Source organism: Nocardioides humilatus (genome assembly GCF_008373755.1).
In the GTDB taxonomy this organism is placed as follows: domain Bacteria; phylum Actinomycetota; class Actinomycetes; order Propionibacteriales; family Nocardioidaceae; genus Nocardioides; species Nocardioides humilatus.
Genome location: NZ_VUJV01000006.1, coordinates 202,732 through 220,046 on the forward strand (window position 1 = coordinate 202,732; position 17,315 = coordinate 220,046).

20 protein-coding genes are annotated in these 17,315 nt (G+C 68.9%); 8 read left to right on the plus strand and 12 right to left on the minus strand.

Annotated features, from left to right (window positions below):
* Positions 1-7: 7 nt before the first annotated feature.
* The 5 genes from F0U44_RS17235 to F0U44_RS17255 form a co-directional block, all read right to left on the minus strand.
* A complete protein-coding gene (locus F0U44_RS17235; RefSeq protein ID WP_188113534.1) occupies positions 8-1,294 on the minus strand; it encodes a HipA domain-containing protein in 1,287 nt (428 codons plus the stop codon).
* Positions 1,284-1,562 carry a helix-turn-helix domain-containing protein gene (locus F0U44_RS17240; protein ID WP_188113535.1) on the minus strand — a complete coding sequence of 93 codons (279 nt, stop codon included), beginning with the start codon at positions 1,560-1,562 and terminating at the stop codon, positions 1,284-1,286. Before F0U44_RS17240 ends, F0U44_RS17235 begins: the two co-directional genes overlap by 11 nt.
* Positions 1,563-1,676: 114 nt before the next feature.
* On the minus strand, positions 1,677-2,870 hold the full coding sequence (gene serA / locus F0U44_RS17245; protein WP_149729599.1) for a phosphoglycerate dehydrogenase: 1,194 nt from the start codon (positions 2,868-2,870) through the stop codon (positions 1,677-1,679).
* A 153-nt stretch (positions 2,871-3,023) separates the two neighbouring features.
* A complete protein-coding gene (locus F0U44_RS17250; RefSeq protein WP_188113536.1) occupies positions 3,024-3,761 on the minus strand; it encodes a methyltransferase in 738 nt (245 codons plus the stop codon).
* Positions 3,762-3,801: 40 nt separating this feature from the next.
* Positions 3,802-4,107, minus strand: a complete 306-nt coding sequence (locus tag F0U44_RS17255) for a MerR family transcriptional regulator (protein WP_149729601.1) — start codon at positions 4,105-4,107, stop codon at positions 3,802-3,804.
* A gap of 104 nt (positions 4,108-4,211) precedes the next feature.
* Here F0U44_RS17255 and F0U44_RS17260 point away from each other — a divergent pair, with 104 nt between their 5' ends.
* Entirely contained in the window at positions 4,212-4,646 is a 435-nt protein-coding gene (locus tag F0U44_RS17260) for an Hsp20/alpha crystallin family protein (protein ID WP_149729602.1), read from the plus strand.
* Between the two features lie 61 nt (positions 4,647-4,707).
* Here F0U44_RS17260 and F0U44_RS23075 read toward each other — a convergent pair whose 3' ends face one another.
* A complete protein-coding gene (locus F0U44_RS23075) occupies positions 4,708-4,884 on the minus strand; it encodes a hypothetical protein (RefSeq protein ID WP_188113537.1) in 177 nt (58 codons plus the stop codon).
* A 200-nt stretch (positions 4,885-5,084) separates the two neighbouring features.
* Between F0U44_RS23075 and F0U44_RS17265 the strand changes: the two genes are divergently transcribed.
* Together F0U44_RS17265 and F0U44_RS17270 are read left to right on the plus strand one after the other, a co-directional pair.
* Positions 5,085-6,047, plus strand: a complete 963-nt coding sequence (locus F0U44_RS17265; protein ID WP_246160586.1) for an iron-containing redox enzyme family protein — start codon at positions 5,085-5,087, stop codon at positions 6,045-6,047.
* A complete protein-coding gene (locus F0U44_RS17270; protein ID WP_149729604.1) occupies positions 6,044-6,226 on the plus strand; it encodes a CDGSH iron-sulfur domain-containing protein in 183 nt (60 codons plus the stop codon). Before F0U44_RS17265 ends, F0U44_RS17270 begins: the two co-directional genes overlap by 4 nt.
* Positions 6,227-6,578: 352 nt before the next feature.
* Here F0U44_RS17270 and F0U44_RS17275 read toward each other — a convergent pair whose 3' ends face one another.
* From F0U44_RS17275 to F0U44_RS17290, 4 genes are all read right to left on the minus strand, one after another.
* Positions 6,579-6,770, minus strand: coding sequence for a hypothetical protein (locus F0U44_RS17275; RefSeq protein WP_149729605.1), 192 nt, complete (start codon positions 6,768-6,770; stop codon positions 6,579-6,581).
* A 154-nt stretch (positions 6,771-6,924) separates the two neighbouring features.
* A complete protein-coding gene (locus tag F0U44_RS17280) occupies positions 6,925-7,581 on the minus strand; it encodes a hypothetical protein (RefSeq protein ID WP_149729606.1) in 657 nt (218 codons plus the stop codon).
* Between the two features lie 504 nt (positions 7,582-8,085).
* The gene (locus tag F0U44_RS17285) at positions 8,086-8,832 is read right to left on the minus strand and encodes an enoyl-CoA hydratase/isomerase family protein (RefSeq protein ID WP_246160588.1); all 747 of its coding nucleotides are present in this window, start codon (positions 8,830-8,832) and stop codon (positions 8,086-8,088) included.
* 112 nt (positions 8,833-8,944) lie between these two features.
* Entirely contained in the window at positions 8,945-9,967 is a 1,023-nt protein-coding gene (locus F0U44_RS17290) for an AraC family transcriptional regulator (RefSeq protein ID WP_149729607.1), read from the minus strand.
* Between the two features lie 71 nt (positions 9,968-10,038).
* On the opposite strand from F0U44_RS17290, the gene F0U44_RS17295 reads away from it, so the two are divergent.
* From F0U44_RS17295 to F0U44_RS17310, 4 genes are read left to right on the plus strand one after another with little or no spacing between them, the layout of a single operon-like run.
* Positions 10,039-11,010 carry an oxygenase MpaB family protein gene (locus F0U44_RS17295; protein WP_149729608.1) on the plus strand — a complete coding sequence of 324 codons (972 nt, stop codon included), beginning with the start codon at positions 10,039-10,041 and terminating at the stop codon, positions 11,008-11,010.
* The gene (locus tag F0U44_RS17300) at positions 11,007-12,383 is read left to right on the plus strand and encodes a cytochrome P450 (RefSeq protein ID WP_149729609.1); all 1,377 of its coding nucleotides are present in this window, start codon (positions 11,007-11,009) and stop codon (positions 12,381-12,383) included. Before F0U44_RS17295 ends, F0U44_RS17300 begins: the two co-directional genes overlap by 4 nt.
* Before the next feature lie 21 nt (positions 12,384-12,404).
* Positions 12,405-13,397, plus strand: coding sequence for an acrylyl-CoA reductase family protein (locus F0U44_RS17305; RefSeq protein ID WP_149729610.1), 993 nt, complete (start codon positions 12,405-12,407; stop codon positions 13,395-13,397).
* 25 nt (positions 13,398-13,422) lie between these two features.
* Positions 13,423-14,172 carry an SDR family oxidoreductase gene (locus tag F0U44_RS17310; RefSeq protein WP_149729611.1) on the plus strand — a complete coding sequence of 250 codons (750 nt, stop codon included), beginning with the start codon at positions 13,423-13,425 and terminating at the stop codon, positions 14,170-14,172.
* Here the strand turns inward: F0U44_RS17310 and F0U44_RS17315 are convergent.
* Both F0U44_RS17315 and F0U44_RS17320 read right to left on the minus strand, forming a co-directional pair.
* A complete protein-coding gene (locus F0U44_RS17315; RefSeq protein WP_223163733.1) occupies positions 14,138-15,019 on the minus strand; it encodes a lysophospholipid acyltransferase family protein in 882 nt (293 codons plus the stop codon). The two genes, F0U44_RS17310 and F0U44_RS17315, sit on opposite strands and share 35 nt — an antisense overlap.
* Complete coding sequence (locus F0U44_RS17320; protein WP_149729612.1) at positions 15,016-15,642, minus strand: TetR/AcrR family transcriptional regulator; 627 nt, start codon at positions 15,640-15,642, stop codon at positions 15,016-15,018. The genes F0U44_RS17315 and F0U44_RS17320 overlap by 4 nt, the downstream gene beginning before the upstream one ends.
* Positions 15,643-15,769: 127 nt before the next feature.
* Here F0U44_RS17320 and F0U44_RS17325 point away from each other — a divergent pair, with 127 nt between their 5' ends.
* Positions 15,770-17,305 (plus strand): acyl-CoA synthetase, encoded by a 1,536-nt coding sequence (locus F0U44_RS17325; RefSeq protein WP_149729613.1) that lies wholly within the window; start codon positions 15,770-15,772, stop codon positions 17,303-17,305.
* Positions 17,306-17,315: the final 10 nt, after the last annotated feature.

Consider the following 17,315-nt stretch of genomic DNA (forward strand, 5'->3'; position numbering starts at 1 on the left):
GCCGTGCTCACCGGTTCGTCCTGCGGACCGCCTCGCGCGCTCGGGATGTGAGCCTGCCCGGCCTCCCGGAGATCCTGGCCCACAGACGGCGGCCGACGTCGCCGCCGACCTCGTCGGTGAGGACGGCGCGGAGCTCCTCGGGGATCCGTTGCGCCAGGGTGCGTGCGCGGTCCAGTCGCTCCGCCGGGTCGAGGCCCAGTTCGCGGGCGTGGGCCAACCAGTGCTTCTCGTAGACCTCGCCGAACCGACGAACGCCGCCGATGTGGAACGCGGCGGTCGTGTCGGAGTCGAGCCGTGCGTAGGGGAGTCCGGTGGCGAGGTCGTACAAGGGGGCGAGCCGCACGGTCGCGCCCGCGTAGAGCAGAGCGAAGTTCTTCGCGTGGCCGTCGGGGCACCCGGCGAGGTAGTTGAAGAGGAGGGCGTCGCTGAAGCGTCGGACGTCATGCTCCGGGTCTGAAGACACGCGCCTGATGAGCTGGGCGAGCTCGCGGCTGCTCGGACCGCCCCTGGCCTCGTACTTCTCGCTGGGCAGACGTCCGGCGGCTTGGCACAGGTCGACCTGATGGAGCCTTCGGACGCTTCCGTCGTCGAGGACCCGACGGTCGAAGCGCTTCACCACCACGGACTCCTGGTCGCCGAAGTCGCCGAGGGTGACCGACGCCGTGGGCAGCTCCAACCTGGCTGCCAGACGCATCGTTGCGAACTCGACAACGGCTTGATGGCGCATCCGTGCGACGCCGGGCTTCACGATGTGGGTCGACGCGACCGAGCCGTGCGGCTCGTGCCAACGTCCGTCGAGCAGCGCGAGCGTGAACTTGGACTGGGCGCCGGCGAGGCTCCAGTGCTCGGCCGGCATCGTCCACCCGCTCGTGTCGTCGCGGAGCAATCGCAGGCGAGCGGCGATCTTCTGGTCGTCGACCGGTTCGTAGGATCCTGTGCGGGCCTGCAGGTCGGGCAGCAGGTGGTCGTCGGCGAACTGGACGGCGCCGGCGCAGTCCTGACCCATCGACGCCAGCAGGTCGAACGCCGTCGGTGGCACGGGACGCCCCAGGCTGTCAGCGAGATCGGCTGCCCACCGCTGGCGTACGGCGGCGTCGTCGGGGAGGAGACCTTCGAGGAACGCCTCGACCGGCTTGCCGCGATGGGCCGCTGCGTTGACAAGGAGCGCGGGCGTGAGCGGATGACGCATGGCTGCCGGGTCGCTGTAGGTGAGCCGCAGACCCCCGCGGGCGCCCCGCTCCACCTGCGCGACCGTCGTGCCGTCCAGAAGGACGTGGAGACGGTCAGTCGCCACGGAGCATCTCCTCGAGCGCCGACTCGTCCTCGACATCTTGCGTGCTCCGGGCTGTCGGTCGGACGACGAGCTCGAGGTCGAGCGCTCGGAGCACCGGCATGAGGCTCGCCGCCTCAGGGTTCGGATGACCGGCCTCGAGCCGGATCAGCCACCCGCGCGACACGCCGGCGGCCTCTGCCAAGTCGCGTTGAGTGACCTTCCGGGCGCGGCGGACGTCGCGCACGACGAGGCCGATCCTGGCCCAGTCGTTGATGATGTAGTTGTCCACGAATGTCATCGTAACATGACATTGAGTGAATGTCATGGTTCAGTGACTATCGCACCAAGTGCGCGATCCGTGACATTCAACGCTCAACGGCCGCGATTCCCCTGGGAGGGGTCGTCACCAGGTGCGCGCCCACACGCAGTAGTCGGTGCGGCGAAGGTGCTCCACGACCTCGGTCGACAGCGGCGCCGACGTGTCGGTGACGACGTATCCGAGCTGGTCGCGCGTCGACAGGGTCTGGTCGACAACGTTGTCGCCGGCCGAGGCGAGCGCGGCGTTGAGGTCGGCGAGCACCCCGGGGACGTTGTGGTGGAGGAGCCCCAGCCGGTGCCCCTCGGTCAACGCCGGCGGGACGACGGCGGGCAGGTTGACCGAGAGCGCGGTGCTGCCCTCGAGGGCGAACCTCGCGAGCTTCTCGGCGACGAACCAGCCGATCTCCTCCTGGGCCTCCTGGGTCGATCCGCCGATGTGCGGCGTCAGGATGACGTTGTCGAGGCCTCGGAGCACGGAGTCGAACGGGTCTCCCTGCGCCTTGGGCTCGGCGGGGAAGACGTCAACGGCGGCGCCGGCGATGTGACCGGACTCGAGGTGGTCACGCAACGACTCGTAGTCGACGACCATGCCGCGCGAGGCGTTGACGAAGAGCGAGCGCGGCTTCATCGCGGCGAACTCGTCGGCTCCGAAGAAACCGGCGTTGCCGAGGCGCCCGTCGACGTGGAGGCTGACGACGTCGGCCTCGGCGAGCAGGCCCGCCAGCGACGTCAGCCGGCGCGCGTTGCCGTGGGCCGGACGGTCCGCCTTGTCGAAGAAGACGACCCGCATCCCGAGGGCCTCGGCGACCGTCGACAGCTGGGTGCCGATGTTGCCGTAGCCGACGATCCCCAGCGTGCGGCCCCGCACCTCGTGGCTGCCGCGAGCCGACTTGTCCCAGATGCCGTCGTGCATCCGCTGGGTCTTCTCCGGCAGCCGTCGGGCGAGGGCGATGATCTCGCCGATCACGAGCTCGACGACGCTGCGGGTGTTGGAGTACGGCGCGTTGAAGACGCCGACGCCCCGTCCCGCTGCCGTCGCGAGATCGACCTGGTTGGTGCCGATGCAGAAGCAGCCGATCGCCCGGAGGTCGGGCGACTCCTCGAGGACCCGCGCGGTGACGGTCGTCGTCGACCGGATCCCCAGGAGGGTGACACCGGCGAGCGCGGCGACCAGCTCGTCCTCGGCCAGGGCCCCGGGGCGCAGGTCGACCTCGTAGCCGCGGCTTTCGAGCACCTCGACCGCGGCCGGGTGGATGTTCTCCAATAGCAATGCCCTCACGGGACCACCGTATCGAGGGGTCCGCTCGGGCAGTCGGCCCGAGCGCCGCGCACAGTCCAGTGATGCCGCCGCCGACCACGACCGTTTCGATCTCTCCGCCGACCTCCGGTCGTGGCTGCGCGGCCGGCAACTGCTGCCAAGCGGTCTCGCGCATCACCTTGTCGTCGTCGAAGGCGCCATCGGTGGTTCGTTGACCCGCCGCGGCCCGACATCGACGAGCAGTCCGCCGGGTAGGTAGTCGCGCACCTCGTGGATCGCCCACCGCACATGCGCGCCAGCCTGACCTTCGATGACCGCCCGGAGAACGTCGACCTGCTCGTGATCGCCGACCTGGGCGATGACGTGGCCTCCAGGTAGAAGGTGCCGCAGTGCGATCCCCAGCCCGAGGACGAGCTGGGCAGTGCCGTTGACCCCGCCGTCGATGGCATCGGCCGGATCGTCCGGGAAGTCGTCCACGCGCGCGGAATGGACCCAGGGTGGGTCGAGGATCACCAGAGCGAACTGCTCGTCCTCCATGAGCGCCTCCTGCATCCACGCCTCGCGAACGTCGGCAAGCACTCCGGCGGCGCCGGCGTTGCGGCGGGCGTAGGTGGCGGCCACCGGGTGACGGTCTACTTGCACGAGGGTCCTGCCCGTCAACGAAGCGGCCAGGACGCCGATCTGACCGGCGCCGCAGCACAGCTCCAGGATCGGCCCGTCCGGGCATGCCGGCGAGAGGGCAGCGACCCAGTGGCTCTGGGCTGTGGTCCACGGACGCGGGCGCAGCACGCGGGGATCCCAGGTGACCTCGATGCCGCCGAACAGAGCGACCTCCGTCGTCGCTCCAGGCTCGGTCTCACACTCGGGTTCGAGGGCATCAGTAGTTTCCACCAACGGGAGATACCCGCTCACGTGGGGGCGCATCCCGGCCCGGCGACTGATGCCGGGGCCACTAGGCAGGTTCGGGCCGCGGTCGGCGCCGCAGACGAGCGTTGTCCTCCTCCAGCCGCGCGACTGCCGTCTCGAGCTCGAGCACCCGGGCGATGCCGGCCAGGTTGAGCCCGTCGGCGAGCAGTTCGCCGATCCGTTGCAGCACCTCGATGTCGGCGGGGCTGTACAGCCGGCTACCACCGGCGCTCCGGGCGGGATCGATGAGACCGCGCCGCTCGTAGACCCGCAGGTTCTGGATGTTCATCGCCGCCATGTCGGCGGCGACCGAGATCGCGAACACCCCTCGGCGGTGCGGATCACTCCTCATCGCTCTCCTCCTGATCTTGACAACCACGAATCAGGATATCTATAACAAGCGATAGAGGTAAGACATCCCGTCGAACCCATACCAACAGACCAGGAGGAAACGCCATGTTGCTGCGCACCACCGACCCGTTCCGTGACTTCGACCGCCTGACCCAGAGCCTGCTCGGCACGGCGACTCGTCCTGCTGTGATGCCGATGGACGCCTGGCGGGAGGGCGACCGGTTCGTCATCGAGTTCGACCTGCCGGGCGTGGCCAAGGAATCGATCGACCTCGACGTCGAGCGCAACGTCCTCACCGTCCGCGCCGAGCGCATGCCCCGCAACGGCGACTGGGAGCTGTTGGCTTCGGAGCGACCGCGTGGCGCTTTCAGCCGTCAGCTCGTCCTCGGTGACAATCTCGACCTCGACCGGATCGAGGCCAGCTACGACGCGGGCGTCCTACGGCTGCTCGTGCCCGTGGCGGAGAAGGCCAAGCCGCGCAAGATCACGATCTCCGCGAACGGGCTGGACCGCGACGACCGCCAGGCGATCGAGGCCTGACCGAGGCCGCGGAGGGCGGGGTCCGGGAGGCCTCGCCCTCCGTGCTGTCTGTGCCACTGACTCAGATCAAGGCGAAGAGGTGGTCGCGGCAGTCCTCGGCCAGCAGGCCACGACCGAGCGCCTCCCTGACGAAGGGCTGGAGCTCGGCAGGCAGATCGCTGCGTGCGACGTGGCGCTGGCCGACGGCGGCGACGAGGTCGAAGATCCCGGAGGCCGTGGTCGAGTGGTCAGTACGCATGCCCAGCGGGTACCCGAGGGAGCCTCACGAATACGGCGCACGTGTGCCGCGAGCCTGCGGCCGCGAACGACTTGACGTACCGCGGATTGGGTAACAGGGGATCACGCGGTCCTGCCGGGCCGCAGTTGAAACGGGGCGACAGGTGGGTGATGTGCGTGCGTGAGGGAGCGGCCGTGATACTTCCCGAACCGAGGGGGCCATTGAGCGCCGATGTCGTGCGCGCGCTGCGCGCCGACGGCGAGGTGCGTCGGGACGTGGAGGCGACCGACGAGGAGGACTTCCACCTCAGCCTCTGGCTCCTCTACGAGCTTCACTACCGGAGCTTCGAAGGCGTCGACGACTCCCTGGAGTGGTCGCCGCCGCTCTTGGCCCTGCGGCGCGCGCTCGAGGAGCAGTTCGAAGCGGAGCTGCGCGGCGCCTGCGCTCCACTCGTCGCTCGCGCCGAGCAGGCCGATGGGGTGCCGGACCAGCTTGCGGCCATCGCCTCCTTCGACAGCGGGACCTCCTTGCCGCTCTTCCTCCAGCGGGAGGCGACGCGTGACCAGTACCTGGAGTTCCTCGTCCAGCGCAGCCTCTACCACCTCAAGGAGAGCGATCCGCAGGCGTGGGCACTGCCTCGGTTGGACGGCCCGGCGAAGGTTGCGCTCGCCGAGCTGCAGTACGACGAGTTCGGAGGCGGTCGGCCTGAACGCCTGCACAGCAGGCTCTTCGCCGAGGCGCTCGCCGCCGCCGGGCTCGAGTCGTCCTTCGGCGCCTACGTCAACCGCGTCCCGTCGTACACGTTGGCGGTCAACAACGCGATGTCCTTGTTCGGGTTGCACCGGCGGCTCCGGGGTGCGGCCATGGGTCACTTGGCAGCGTTTGAGATGACGAGCTCGCTGCCGTGTCGCCGACTGCTCCAGGGCGCAGACCGGCTGGAGCTGCCGGAGGCGGTCGGACACTACTTCGACGAGCACGTCGAGGCGGACGCCGTGCACGAGCACCTCGCGTCACGCGGGATCTGCGGGGCGCTGGTCGGCGCCGAGCCCGACCTGCAGTCCGATGTGCTCTTCGGTGCCGCCGCCTGCGTCCATCTCGATGCGGTGGTGGCGGAGCGGATGGTGGATGCCTGGACGCACGGGCAGTCCACGCTGTTGGCGGAGGCAGGGGAGAACGTCGCGTGAGCGAGTGTGAGATCACGGTGGTGCCCGGCGGTCCGGCGCTGGTGCGCGGCGCTGGCTTCGTCCGCGACGAGGACGGCAACCGCCACGAGGTCGGCCGCGCGGTCGTCGCCGTGTGCCTGTGCGGCCTGACCCAGCGAGCGCCCTGGTGCGATTCGACGCACAAGGTCGCGGGCGACTAAGAGTCGCTGCTGGCCGGCGTGGCCGACCACGACATGGTCTGTGGCGTCACGGGCCGGGATAGCCCGACGCCTTCAACAACCGCGCCGCGCCCATCGCCTCGCCGACCCCGTACGTCGACGCATTGGCGGGCAACGTGAACCCGACGTCGTAGAAGCGACCCCGGACCTGAGCAAGCGGTCCGGGGCCGCTTGCACATATTTTCCAGAATCCAACCCGGGTTGCAATACAAATCGCAGACGCCCCACCCCGGCTCTTGCTCGACCGGGGTGGGGCGCCTCGAAGTGCCGATACCCCTCCACCGCGACGCGAGTCGGGGCGTGGCGAAGAAATCTTCGATGACCTGGGTGCGACCTAGATGTCGTGGGGCGCCATGTCGAGGGCGGGCAACCACTCACGCACGGTCTCCCCGTCGGATTCGATCTCGACCAAGCCCTCGAGGATGTCGCCGTTGCGACGCCACTCCAGGACCGCAGTATCGGCGTCCAATGGTGCCGCAGGCCCGGCGTCAGAAACTGCGCGGGTGAAGGGCGGATCTTTCAACATGTTCCCGAGTCCTTCCCAGCCGAGCAAGAACCGGGGGTGTGCTGACCCGGGTCGGCCGTGGAACTAGCGACGCTACGCCATCATCCTCCCGATATCGCAAACGTGCGGCACTCAGCAAACCGCCGACCACCGCGCTGACAGCGGACCGACGCCGTCAGTCCGCGCTCGCCCCGCGCCGGCCGCGCACCAGTGCGACGCCGAGGACGAATGCCGGGATCACCGCGACGATCGGAGGGATTGGCTCGTCGAATCCGCTCGTCACCAGCGTCACCGCAAACAGAACAGTGAGGACGACACCAAGGACCGTGGACACCCGCGCGGCAGTGTGGGCGACACCGACCGTGCGAGCTGCTTCGCCGTCAGCGACGACAGACACTGCCACGAGCATCGACATCACCGTCAGCAACGGAACCGCGAGCACGTCCAGGTCGCGCACCAGCGGGGGGAGCCGGTCGGGGTCGGCGAAGGTGCCGAGGTTCAAGGCCATGAAGACCCACCAGACGGCCAGGCCTGTCTGGGCCGAACGCCACGAGACCCGGCCGGCAACGCCGATGGCACGCAGGGGCCGGGAGGCGAGGACGATCGCCACCGGCGGCAACAAGAGGTAGAGCACGCTCAGCAGGTGGTAGAGCGGGAAGTCCTGGACGACTGTTGCGGTCGCCGACGCGGGGATCGTGTTGACCGGAACCCTTGCGTGCTCCGCCGCGGCCTCCAAAGCCCGCTCGTAGCCAGCACCGGCGGTCGAGGCGAGCACCAGGTAGCCGACCATGAGCGCCGCGTGCGCGATGAGCCACCACCCGGCGCGGTGCAACGAGGTCGTCGAAGCCTGTGGCCGATCGTGCCCATCCATATTCGTCACAGGCACCTGTCTAGGCCCGGGACGTCTGGAAAGCGTTACGGAGCTAGACACAGAAAGGGCCGCCGAGCGTGATGCTCGGCGGCCCTTCCAACGGACTTGCGTCCACCTCCGACCTATTCGCCCAGGTCAGAGGCAGGTTGTGTCCTAGATGTCGTAGTAGAGCTCGGACTACTCCCGCGGCGCTAGTGGCGTTAGCTGATGGGAGCCATATGCGGTCTGACCTGCGCAAACGCGGATTCGACCGTTAGTTGGCGAGAGCACTTTGTGGACGTCTTGCGGACCAGTTTGCGGACCGCGGAGCGGGTGAACGAAGGTGAAGACGTGTGACGGCGCAACCCCGCGCCGCGCAGGCTCAGGTGCGCCAGCCAAAATGTTCACGAGCATGGGCACCGGACCACTGAGGCAGTACACGCTCGTGCTTCCGGGCGGCTTACACGTTGGTGACCACGCGGAGAGCTACGAGAAGACGCGGCTGATCGCTTCGGTGACAGTACGAATCTCGTCTTCGGAGGATTGAGCCTTGGTGGCGCTCCAGGACGAGCGGATGAGGCGGCGTGCCTGTCCTGCTGCGAAGGGTGAGAGCGCCGCGAGGCGCGACGCGACCTCCTCCGCTGCGGTCTCGAGCGCGGCGTCTTCCACGACCGTCGTGACGAGTCCCCATGCCTGAGCGTCATCGGCCGACAACGGCCTGCCGGTCAGGACGAGCTCGAGCGCTCGTTGCTGACCGACGGCACGAGGCAGCAGCCAGGAGACGCCGCAGTCGGGGGTGATGCCCACCGAGGTGTACGCCGTGAGGAGCTTCGTACTCTGAGCCGCGACGACGAGGTCGCAGGCCAGGATGATTCCGAGCCCGGCGCCGGCCACTGCGCCGCGGACGACGGCAACGACGGGCTTCTCGGCCGCGTCGAGCTCGCGCAGGGCAGCGTCGAAGGTTGTGGCCAGCTCGCGGACGGCCGCCGGTTTGTCGTCGGCTGCGGCCATGGCGGCGACGTCGCCGCCGGCGCAGAAGCGCGGGCCCTCAGCGTCGATCAGGATCACGCGGACGTCCGGGTCGGCGACGGCCGCCCGGACTGCTTCTCCCAGCGATGATGCTGTCGGTAGATCGACGGCGTTGGAAGCCTCGGGCCGCGCCAGCGTAATCCGGCCGATGCCATCAGCGGCGTGGTAGCGGACACCGGTCAGGGTGTTGACGGTGGTGGTCATCGTTCACTCCGGGATTCTGCTCGGCGGTGAGGGGCCAGCCTCACGCTACGCAGGAGCAGTGCTCGACCCGAAGGGCAGATTCGACCAGTTCCTTGATGGTTTCTGCCACGGTTCATGGGGCACGGACGCGCGAGGGGACGTCGCCGGTCCAGGTCTTGTAGGCACGGCTGAAGGCGGCCGGTTCGCTGTAGCCGAGTCGCTGGGCGACTTCGTTGACGGTCAGACCGGCACGGGTCAGCAGCTCGGTGGCGAGGGTTTCGCGGACCTCGTTGCGCAGGTCCCGGAACGACGTCCCTTCCTCCTCGAGCCGGCGGTAGAGCGTGCGGTCGCTGAGCATGAGCTCTCGTGCGACCTCGGGGAGGTCGGGCATCTCGCCCGGTGAGCGGAGGAGCAACGTGCGCACCTGCGCCGCGACGCCGCGCCGGGACCGGCGTCGCTCGGCGAGCTCGGCGCACTGCTGGAGGCACAGCTCGGCGGTGTGCGGGTCGGCCTGGGGGAGTGCGAAGTCCAGCACCCCGGGAGGTACCCAGATGGACGTGTGCGCTTGGCCGCCGACGACCTCGAAGGCGGGAAGGAGCTCGGCGACGAGCCGGCGGCGCTCCTCGCTGAAGGCGACGTCGATCCGACCGACGACCAGGCCGATCAGCGGTCCGGCGATCATGCCCAGGATGTTGGACAGGGCGGCGAGGTCGCGCTCGACCAGGAAGTCGACGACGTCGGGCGGGACCTGGGTGACGTCGTAGCGGAAGACGGCGCCGTCGGGGTTCTCCTCGAGGGTGAGGTCGGCGTACGCCGGGCTGAGGGTGGAGTAGCGGACGACGATCCGGGTCGCGTCCCGTGCGGTGGGGCTCGACAGGAGGGCGAAGCCGAGCACTCCGGCGCTTCCGATGGAGAATCGGCGACCCGCTTCGAGGCCGAGGCCGGGGCGGTCGCCGAGCTCCCAGAGGAGGTTGCGGATCGCCCGGAGCTCCTGCTCGGCCTCGACGAGCAGCCCGGCGTCCTGCAGCTGGTCGACCGTGAGGCCGGTGCCGCCCAGGACGGTCACCTCCGGGACGCCGTACGCCGCGCTGACATGGACGACGTCCCGCGTGGCCGCGGGGCTGCGCGGGAAGTCCCAGTCGGGGCGGACGGTCATTGGCGGAAAGTATCAAATTCGCGGTTTCTCGGGTCATTCAGTCCGAGGGCCGGCATTCCTAGCGTTGAGGTATGTCAACGACGACCGGACCCGATGCGCCGCGCACCTTCGACGAGGGTGTGCGCGAGGGCGTTGCCATGCCGACCGATCTTCCCGACGACCTGGGATCGGCGCCGTGTCTCGGAGCGGAGTCGTTGATCTGGAAGTTCTTCGGGGACTGGCGGACGCACCTGTTCGGCTTCCAGCGGGTCGCCGGCACCGAGAACTCCATCGAGCAGCTCGCGCAAGGGACAGAGGACCACTCGATCTTCTTCACTGACACGATCGGGCGGGCCAAGCGCACTGGTCCGCCGATCCTGAGCGCGGTGTACAGCGAGGACCCGTACGGGTGGGGGCGCAAGGTGCGTGACTTCCATCGCCACATCAAGGGCACGATGTCCGACGGCTCGCGTTACCACGCTCTCAACCCCGAGCTCTTCTACTGGGGCCACGCGACCTTCGTGGACCAGGTTCTCTACACGACCGACACCTTCATCCGCCGCTTGTCCGAGGCGGAGAAGGCGCAGATCTTTGAGGAGAGCAAGACCTGGTACGAGCTGTACGGCGTCAGCGCCCGCAGCCAGCCGCAGACCTATGCGGAGTTCTGCGCCTATTGGGAGTCGATGCTCGAGCACTTCCGGCCCAACGCCACCATCCGTTACGCCACCGGCTACCTGCGCAAGGGCGTGCCGGGCCCGCGGTGGATGCCCAAGTTCCTCTGGCGGTTCTTGTCGGCTCCGCTGAACGCCTACCTCCAGATCGTGGTGGTCGGGACGGTGCCGCCGCAGATGCGGCAGATCTGCGACCTGCCCTGGGACGACCGCAAGGAGCGGAGCTTCCAACGCTTCGCCAAGATCGTCCGCGCGCTGAACCCCCTGTTTAACCGGCTTCCGCTGCGCGTGCTGTACACGCCGTGGGCGGCGGCCGGCTGGCGGCGTGTCGGCGTCGACCCCCGCCGGCTGCACAACCGTCCTGCACCGACTCCTCAAGAGGTCGCGCGATGAGCACCGGAATGCACCGCCCCTTGGCCATGCCGCCCCGAGGAAGCGGGCTCGAGCCCGTGCCCGGTCACTCCGGGGGAATCCCGGTCGTGGGGGAGACCCTGACCCTGCTGCGCAACCCGGACCGCTACCTCCGCGAGGTCTACGAAGCGGACGGCCCGGTCGCCTGGCGCCGGGGCCTCGGTCGCAAGATGGTCATGGCACTAGGCCCCGACGCGTGGACCGAGATCCAGCAGAACAAGGACAAGGCCTTCGCCAACGGCCCCGGCTACGAGCCCGTGATCGGGCGCTTCTTCCACCGCGGCGTCCTGCTGCTGGACTTCGAAGAGCACCTGTTCCACCGCCGGATCATGCAGGCGGCGTTCGCTCGGGACCGCCTGGTCGGCTACCTCGACCGAATGAACCCCACCATCGAACAGCACCTCGGCATCTGGGAGGCCCAGGGTGAGCTCAAGGCGGCGCCCGCGTTCAAGCGGCTCGCGCTCGACGTCGCCACCCAGACCTTCCTCGGCATGGAGGCCGGAGAGCGATCGCAGGCCATGGGCGGCGCCTTCAACGACTGCGTCGTCGCCGCGGGTGCGGTGGTGCGCATGCCGCTGCCGGGCGCCCGCTACGGCCTGCCCGGCACCGAGTGGTCCCGCGGCATCAAGGCACGTCAGTTCCTGGAGTCCGAGCTCGGCGGCATGGTCGCCTCCAAGCGGGCCTCGGACGGGACCGACCTGTTCAGTGTCTTGTGCAACGTGGAGTCCGAGGACGGCGAGGTCTTTACCGACGAGGACATCGTCAACCACATGGTCTTTCTGATGTTCGCGGCCCACGACACCTCGACGGCGACCATGACCTCGATGGCCTACCACTTGGCCAGGAATCCCGAGTGGCAGGAGCGCTGCCGGGCCGAGTCGCTGGCGCTCGGCCAGCACGCGACGTACGACGAGCTGCAGCAGCTCACCTCCCTCGACCTGGTCATGAAGGAGTCGCTGCGCATGACGCCGCCGATCCCCATGATGTTCCGCAGTGCGGTCAAGGACACCCAGGTGCTGGGCCGGTTCATCCCCCAGGGCACCATCGTGGGCCTGTTGCCGCACTTCAGCCACCACATGCCGGAGTACTGGAGCAACCCCTACGACTTCGACCCCGAGCGCTTCTCCGAGGAGCGCCGAGAGGACAAGGGTCACCGCAACGCGTGGGTGCCGTTCGGCAGCTCGGCCCACAAGTGCATCGGCATGTACTTCGCCGGGATGGAGATCAAGGCCACCCTCCACCAGCTGCTGCGGACCAGCCGATGGTCGCTGCCCGTCGGCTACCGGCTCCGCTGGGCGACGACCGGACTTCCCCAGGTCCGCGACGGCCTCCCTATCCACGTCCAATCCCTGTAACCACTGTCGAAAGGCAATCGCATGTACAACGCAATGGTCGCGCGCGACAACAACGGCGCCATCACCCTGAACCACGAGAAGCTCGATGAGTCGTCGTTTCCCGGCGAAGGCGTCGTGATCCGGGTCCACTATTCGGGCGTGAACTTCAAGGACGCCCTGGCAGTCACGCCCAAGGGAGGCGCGGTGTCGTCGTACCCCTTGGTGCCCGGCATCGACCTGGCCGGCGAGGTGGTCTCGTCGAGCGACCCGGTTTTCCGTCCCGGCGACCTGGTGCTCGCCCACGGCTACGGCATCGGTATCAGCCAGGACGGGGGCTACGCCGAGCTGGCCCACGTCCCGGCCGGCTGGGTCGTGCCCCTCGACGGCCTCACGCCGAAGGAAGCCGTGGCCATCGGCACCGCCGGCTACACCGCGGCGATGAGCGTCGCCGCTCTCCAGGACCACGGCGTCAGCCCCGACAAGGGACGCGTGCTGGTCACCGGCGCGTCGGGTGGCGTGGGCTCGGTCAGCGTCGACCTGTTGTCGTCACTCGGGTACGACGTCGTCGCCTCGAGCGGCAAGGCAGAGGCAGCCGACCTCCTCGCCACGCTCGGCGCGGCCTCGGTCATCGGGCGTCTGCCGGAGGACCCGAGTGCCCTTGCTCGTCCTCTGGGCAAGGAGCAGTGGGCGGGCGCGGTCGACTGCGTCGGCGGGGACACGTTGGCCTACGTGCTCAGCACGACGCAGTACGGCGGCGCCGTGGCAGTCAGCGGCCTGACCGGCGGCCCAAACCTTCCGACGACCGTCCTGCCGTTCATCCTGCGCGGCGTCGCTCTGCTCGGCATGGACTCCGTCCAAGCCGACATCGCCACCCGACGGGCCCTCTGGCAGCGGCTGTCCACCGACCTGCGTCCGCGGCACCTGGACGACCTGATCTCCGAGGTCGACGTGCGCGAGGTCGGGACGGCGCTTCGCTCCATCCTGCGCGGCCAGCTCACTGGCCGCACGGTCGTCCGTGTCGCCGACGGATTCTGACAACACGATCGGGACGAGGACGACCGTGGACAAGGATCGGCAGCCGCGGCGCGCAGCGCTGGTCACCGGAGCCTCGCGCGGAATCGGGCGTGAGATCGCACTCCGGCTCGCGAGTGAAGGATTCGATCTCACACTCGCCGCGAGGAGTCCGGCACCGCTGACCGACGTGGCTGCAGACCTTGGCGGTCCCGGCGCGGTTCACACCCGTGCCGCTGACATGTCGGACTCGCGCCAGGTTCGCGAGCTCGTGCACGCGCACGACGAACGGTTCGGGCGCCTCGACCTGCTGGTGATCGGCGCCGGTGTCGGCGTCAGCAGGCCGATGGGCGAGATCGACCAGAAGGGTCTCGACCTGATGCTCGACGTGAACCTCCGCGGGCCGATCACGCTCGTCCAGGAGTCCCTACCGCTGCTGCGGGCGACCGCTTCGGCCGATCCGGACCGTGGGGCACGGATCGTGGCGATCGCATCTCTCTCCGGCGTGGTGAGCGAGCCCGGACTGGCCGCCTATGGCGCCACCAAGGCTGGGCTGATCTCGTTCTGCGAGTCGGTCACGATCGAGGAATCTGCTCGGCACGTCAGTGCGACGGCGATCTCTCCCGGCTATGTGGACACCGACATGACCGCCTGGAAGCGGGGTGAGCTGCATCCCGCCGACATGCTTGCCGTCGGCGACATCGCTGAGCTGGTGCTCGCCTTGACCCGCATGTCCGCCGTCGCCACCGTGCCCAACATCGCCGTCACGCGCTCCGGCGACCGAATCTGGCGCGCATAGCGGCTGTCTCGAGGGCGCGGCCGGCGAAGCGCCGACCCGGGTCTGTGGACTGCTGAGCGAAGAGGGCGTGCATCCCGTCGAGCACCGCGCCGTGGACCTCGTCGCGGAGGGCGCCCAGCGCCGCGTCGTCGGCGCGGCCGGCGTACCGGCTGGTGTCGATCGGTGCGCCGAGCCTGAAGTAGTAGCGCTCAGGCCTCGGGATCGGCGTCGGGCCGATGCCGCGCGCGATCGGCACGGCCAGCTCGCTCCAGCGGAAGCCGCGCGACTCCAGGAGCCGCCGCAGCGGGCGCAGCGCCAGGCTGTCGGCGTCGAGCACGATGTCGAAGCTGTCCTCGACGCCGATTGAGCTGACGGGGATGATCGGGCAGCCAGCCTCGACGGCCATCCGCGCGAAGCCGGTGCGGCCCTTCCACATCAGCCGGTACTTCTCGCCCTTGCGTTTGGTCACCTCACGCGCTCCTCCGGGGAAGACCATGACGAGCTCGTCGTGGGCCAGCATGGTGCGGCAGTTCTCGCGGCTCGCGCGGACGGCACCCCAGCGGGTGATCACGTCGCGGTGGCCGGGGACGGTGTAGTGGACGTCCTCGGCGAGCACCCGGATCACCCGGCCATGGCGGCGTTGCACGTGCTCGGCGAAGACGAGGGCGTCGAGCATCCCGTACATGGTGTGGTTGCCGACGAGGAGGGCGGCCCCGGTCTCCGGCAGGCGCTGCATCCCCTCGAACACTGGGGAGGACCACAGGCGCAGGGGCGCCATGAGCGCCGCGAACACGGCCTTGTCGACCGTGGTCAGCTGCAGTCCGAGCCTGGCTCCGTCGCTGAGGGCGGGCTCCGCGTGGTCGTTCACCGGGAAGGGATGTTGACGATCGGGGCGATGTAGTCGCGGGCGAAAGCGGCGAGCTTCTTCTCCGACGACAGGTCGACGACGGCGAGCTGGGTCATGACCAAGGAGTGGATGACCCGCACGACGATCTCGATGCGGGTGATCTGGGCGTCGAGGTCCCGGGGGCCGGGCTGCTCGGGCACCAGGTGCTCGGCGGCGAACGTGACTGCCATGGCCAGCAGATCGCCGGCCTCTCTGGTCACCCTGGGCAACGTGGCCTCGGGTTCGGTGCGGATCATCCGGTGGTAGAGGGGGTGGTCGCGCAGGCTGACGACGATCTGGGCGAACCCGCGAGCGACGCGTTCGGCAGGGTCCTCGACGGAGCTGGCCGTCAGCGCGATCCGCTCGAAGATCCGTCGCGACTCGCGCGCCATGACGTGCTGGACCACGTCGTTCTTCGAGCCCAGTCGCCGGTAGACGGTGACCCGGTCGACTCCGGCGCGCTTGGCAATGTCCTCCAGCGTGGTCTTGCGGACGCTCACCTCGGCGAAAAGCTCGAGGGCGGCATCGAGGATCCGGTCGACCGTCGGGTCACCCTCGGGGAGGTCGCCGTCGCCGATGGGGGACTTCGAACTGGGGGAGGCCACGGAGCGAGCCTAGCAAGCATGCAACGTTTTGCGAAGAAATGTTGCAGGAAATATTGCAACAGAAAGTGTTGCAGCGTTACATTGGCTCTCATGAGGGCGGGAGCGCCCCCAACAGAGGAGGACCTCGATGTATCTGACCCAGGGACTGCACCGGGCGCTGCAGGCGAAGCCGGCAGCCATCGCCACGATCTGCGGCGACCGGGTCCGCACCATCGCCGAGCAGGGGGACCGCGTGGCGCGGCTGGCGTCCGGTCTCCGATCGCTGGGCGTCGCCGAGGGTGACCGGGTGGCCATCCTCGCGATGAACAGCGACCGCTACGCCGAGTACCTGCTGGCGGTGCCGTGGGCCGGGGCGGTCGTGAACCCGGTCAACATCCGCTGGAGCGCCACCGAGGTGGCCTACTCGCTCCGGGACTCTGACACCAGGGTGCTGCTCGTCGACGACGCGTTCTCGCCGATGGTGCCGGCGCTGACCGCGGAGTGGCCCCAGCTCGCCACGCTCGTGCACTGCGGGGACGGTCCGACGCCGGAGGGAATGGTGTCCTACGAGGAGCTCGTTGCCTCATCGAGCCCGGCTCCCGACGTACGGCGCGAGGGTGACGATCTCGCTGGGCTCTTCTACACCGGTGGCACCACCGGATTCCCCAAGGGCGTCATGCTCAGCCACGCCAACCTCGTGACCTCGTCGTTCGGCTGCATGACGACCGGAAGGTTCCTGCCGCCCGGTTCCGTCTTCCTTCACGCCGCCCCGATGTTCCACCTGGCCGACCTCGCCGCCTGGGTGTCCCAGACGGCGAGAGGTGGCACCCACGTCATGGTGCCGTTCTTCGAGCCTAAAGCGGTCCTCGACGCCATCCAGGCCCATTCGGTCACCGACGTCCTGCTGGTGCCGACCATGATCCAGATGCTGGTCGACCACCCCGACATCAGCCAGTACGACCTGTCCTCTCTCGAGCGGGTGATGTACGGCGGCTCCTCCATCGCCGAAGGAGTGCTGCGGCGGACGATGGAGGTGCTGCCGAACGTGCAGATGATCCAGGCCTACGGCATGACCGAGCTGGCGCCGGCGGCGACGCTCTTGACGCACGAGGACCACCACGGGCGCTACCTGCGCTCCGCCGGCAAAGCCGCGCCGCACACCGAGGTCGAGATCCGCGACGAGTCCGGCATCGCGGTCCCGACCGGCACCGTGGGCGAGATCTGCGTGCGCGGCGGCAACGTGATGCTCGGCTACTGGAACAAACCCGAGGAGACCGCCGCGGCGCTGAAAGACGGATGGATGCACACCGGGGACGGCGGCTACCTCGACGACGACGGATTCGTCTACGTCGTCGACCGGATCAAGGACATGATCGTGAGCGGGGGAGAGAACGTCTACTCCGCCGAGGTCGAGACGGCGCTGAGCAAGCACCCCGCCGTGCTGGCGTCCGCGGTGATCGGGCTGCCCGACGAGCAGTGGGGCGAGCGGGTGCACGCCTGCGTCGTGCTCGCCCCGAACGCCGTCGCGACCGCCGAGGAGCTGGCCTCGTTCTGCAAGGAGCACATCGCGGGCTACAAGACCCCACGGAGCGTCGACTTCGTTGACGAGCTCCCCATCTCCGGGGCCGGCAAGATCCTGAAGCGCGAGCTGCGGGCGCGGTACGCCGAGCAGGCCGAGGCATGACGACCACGAG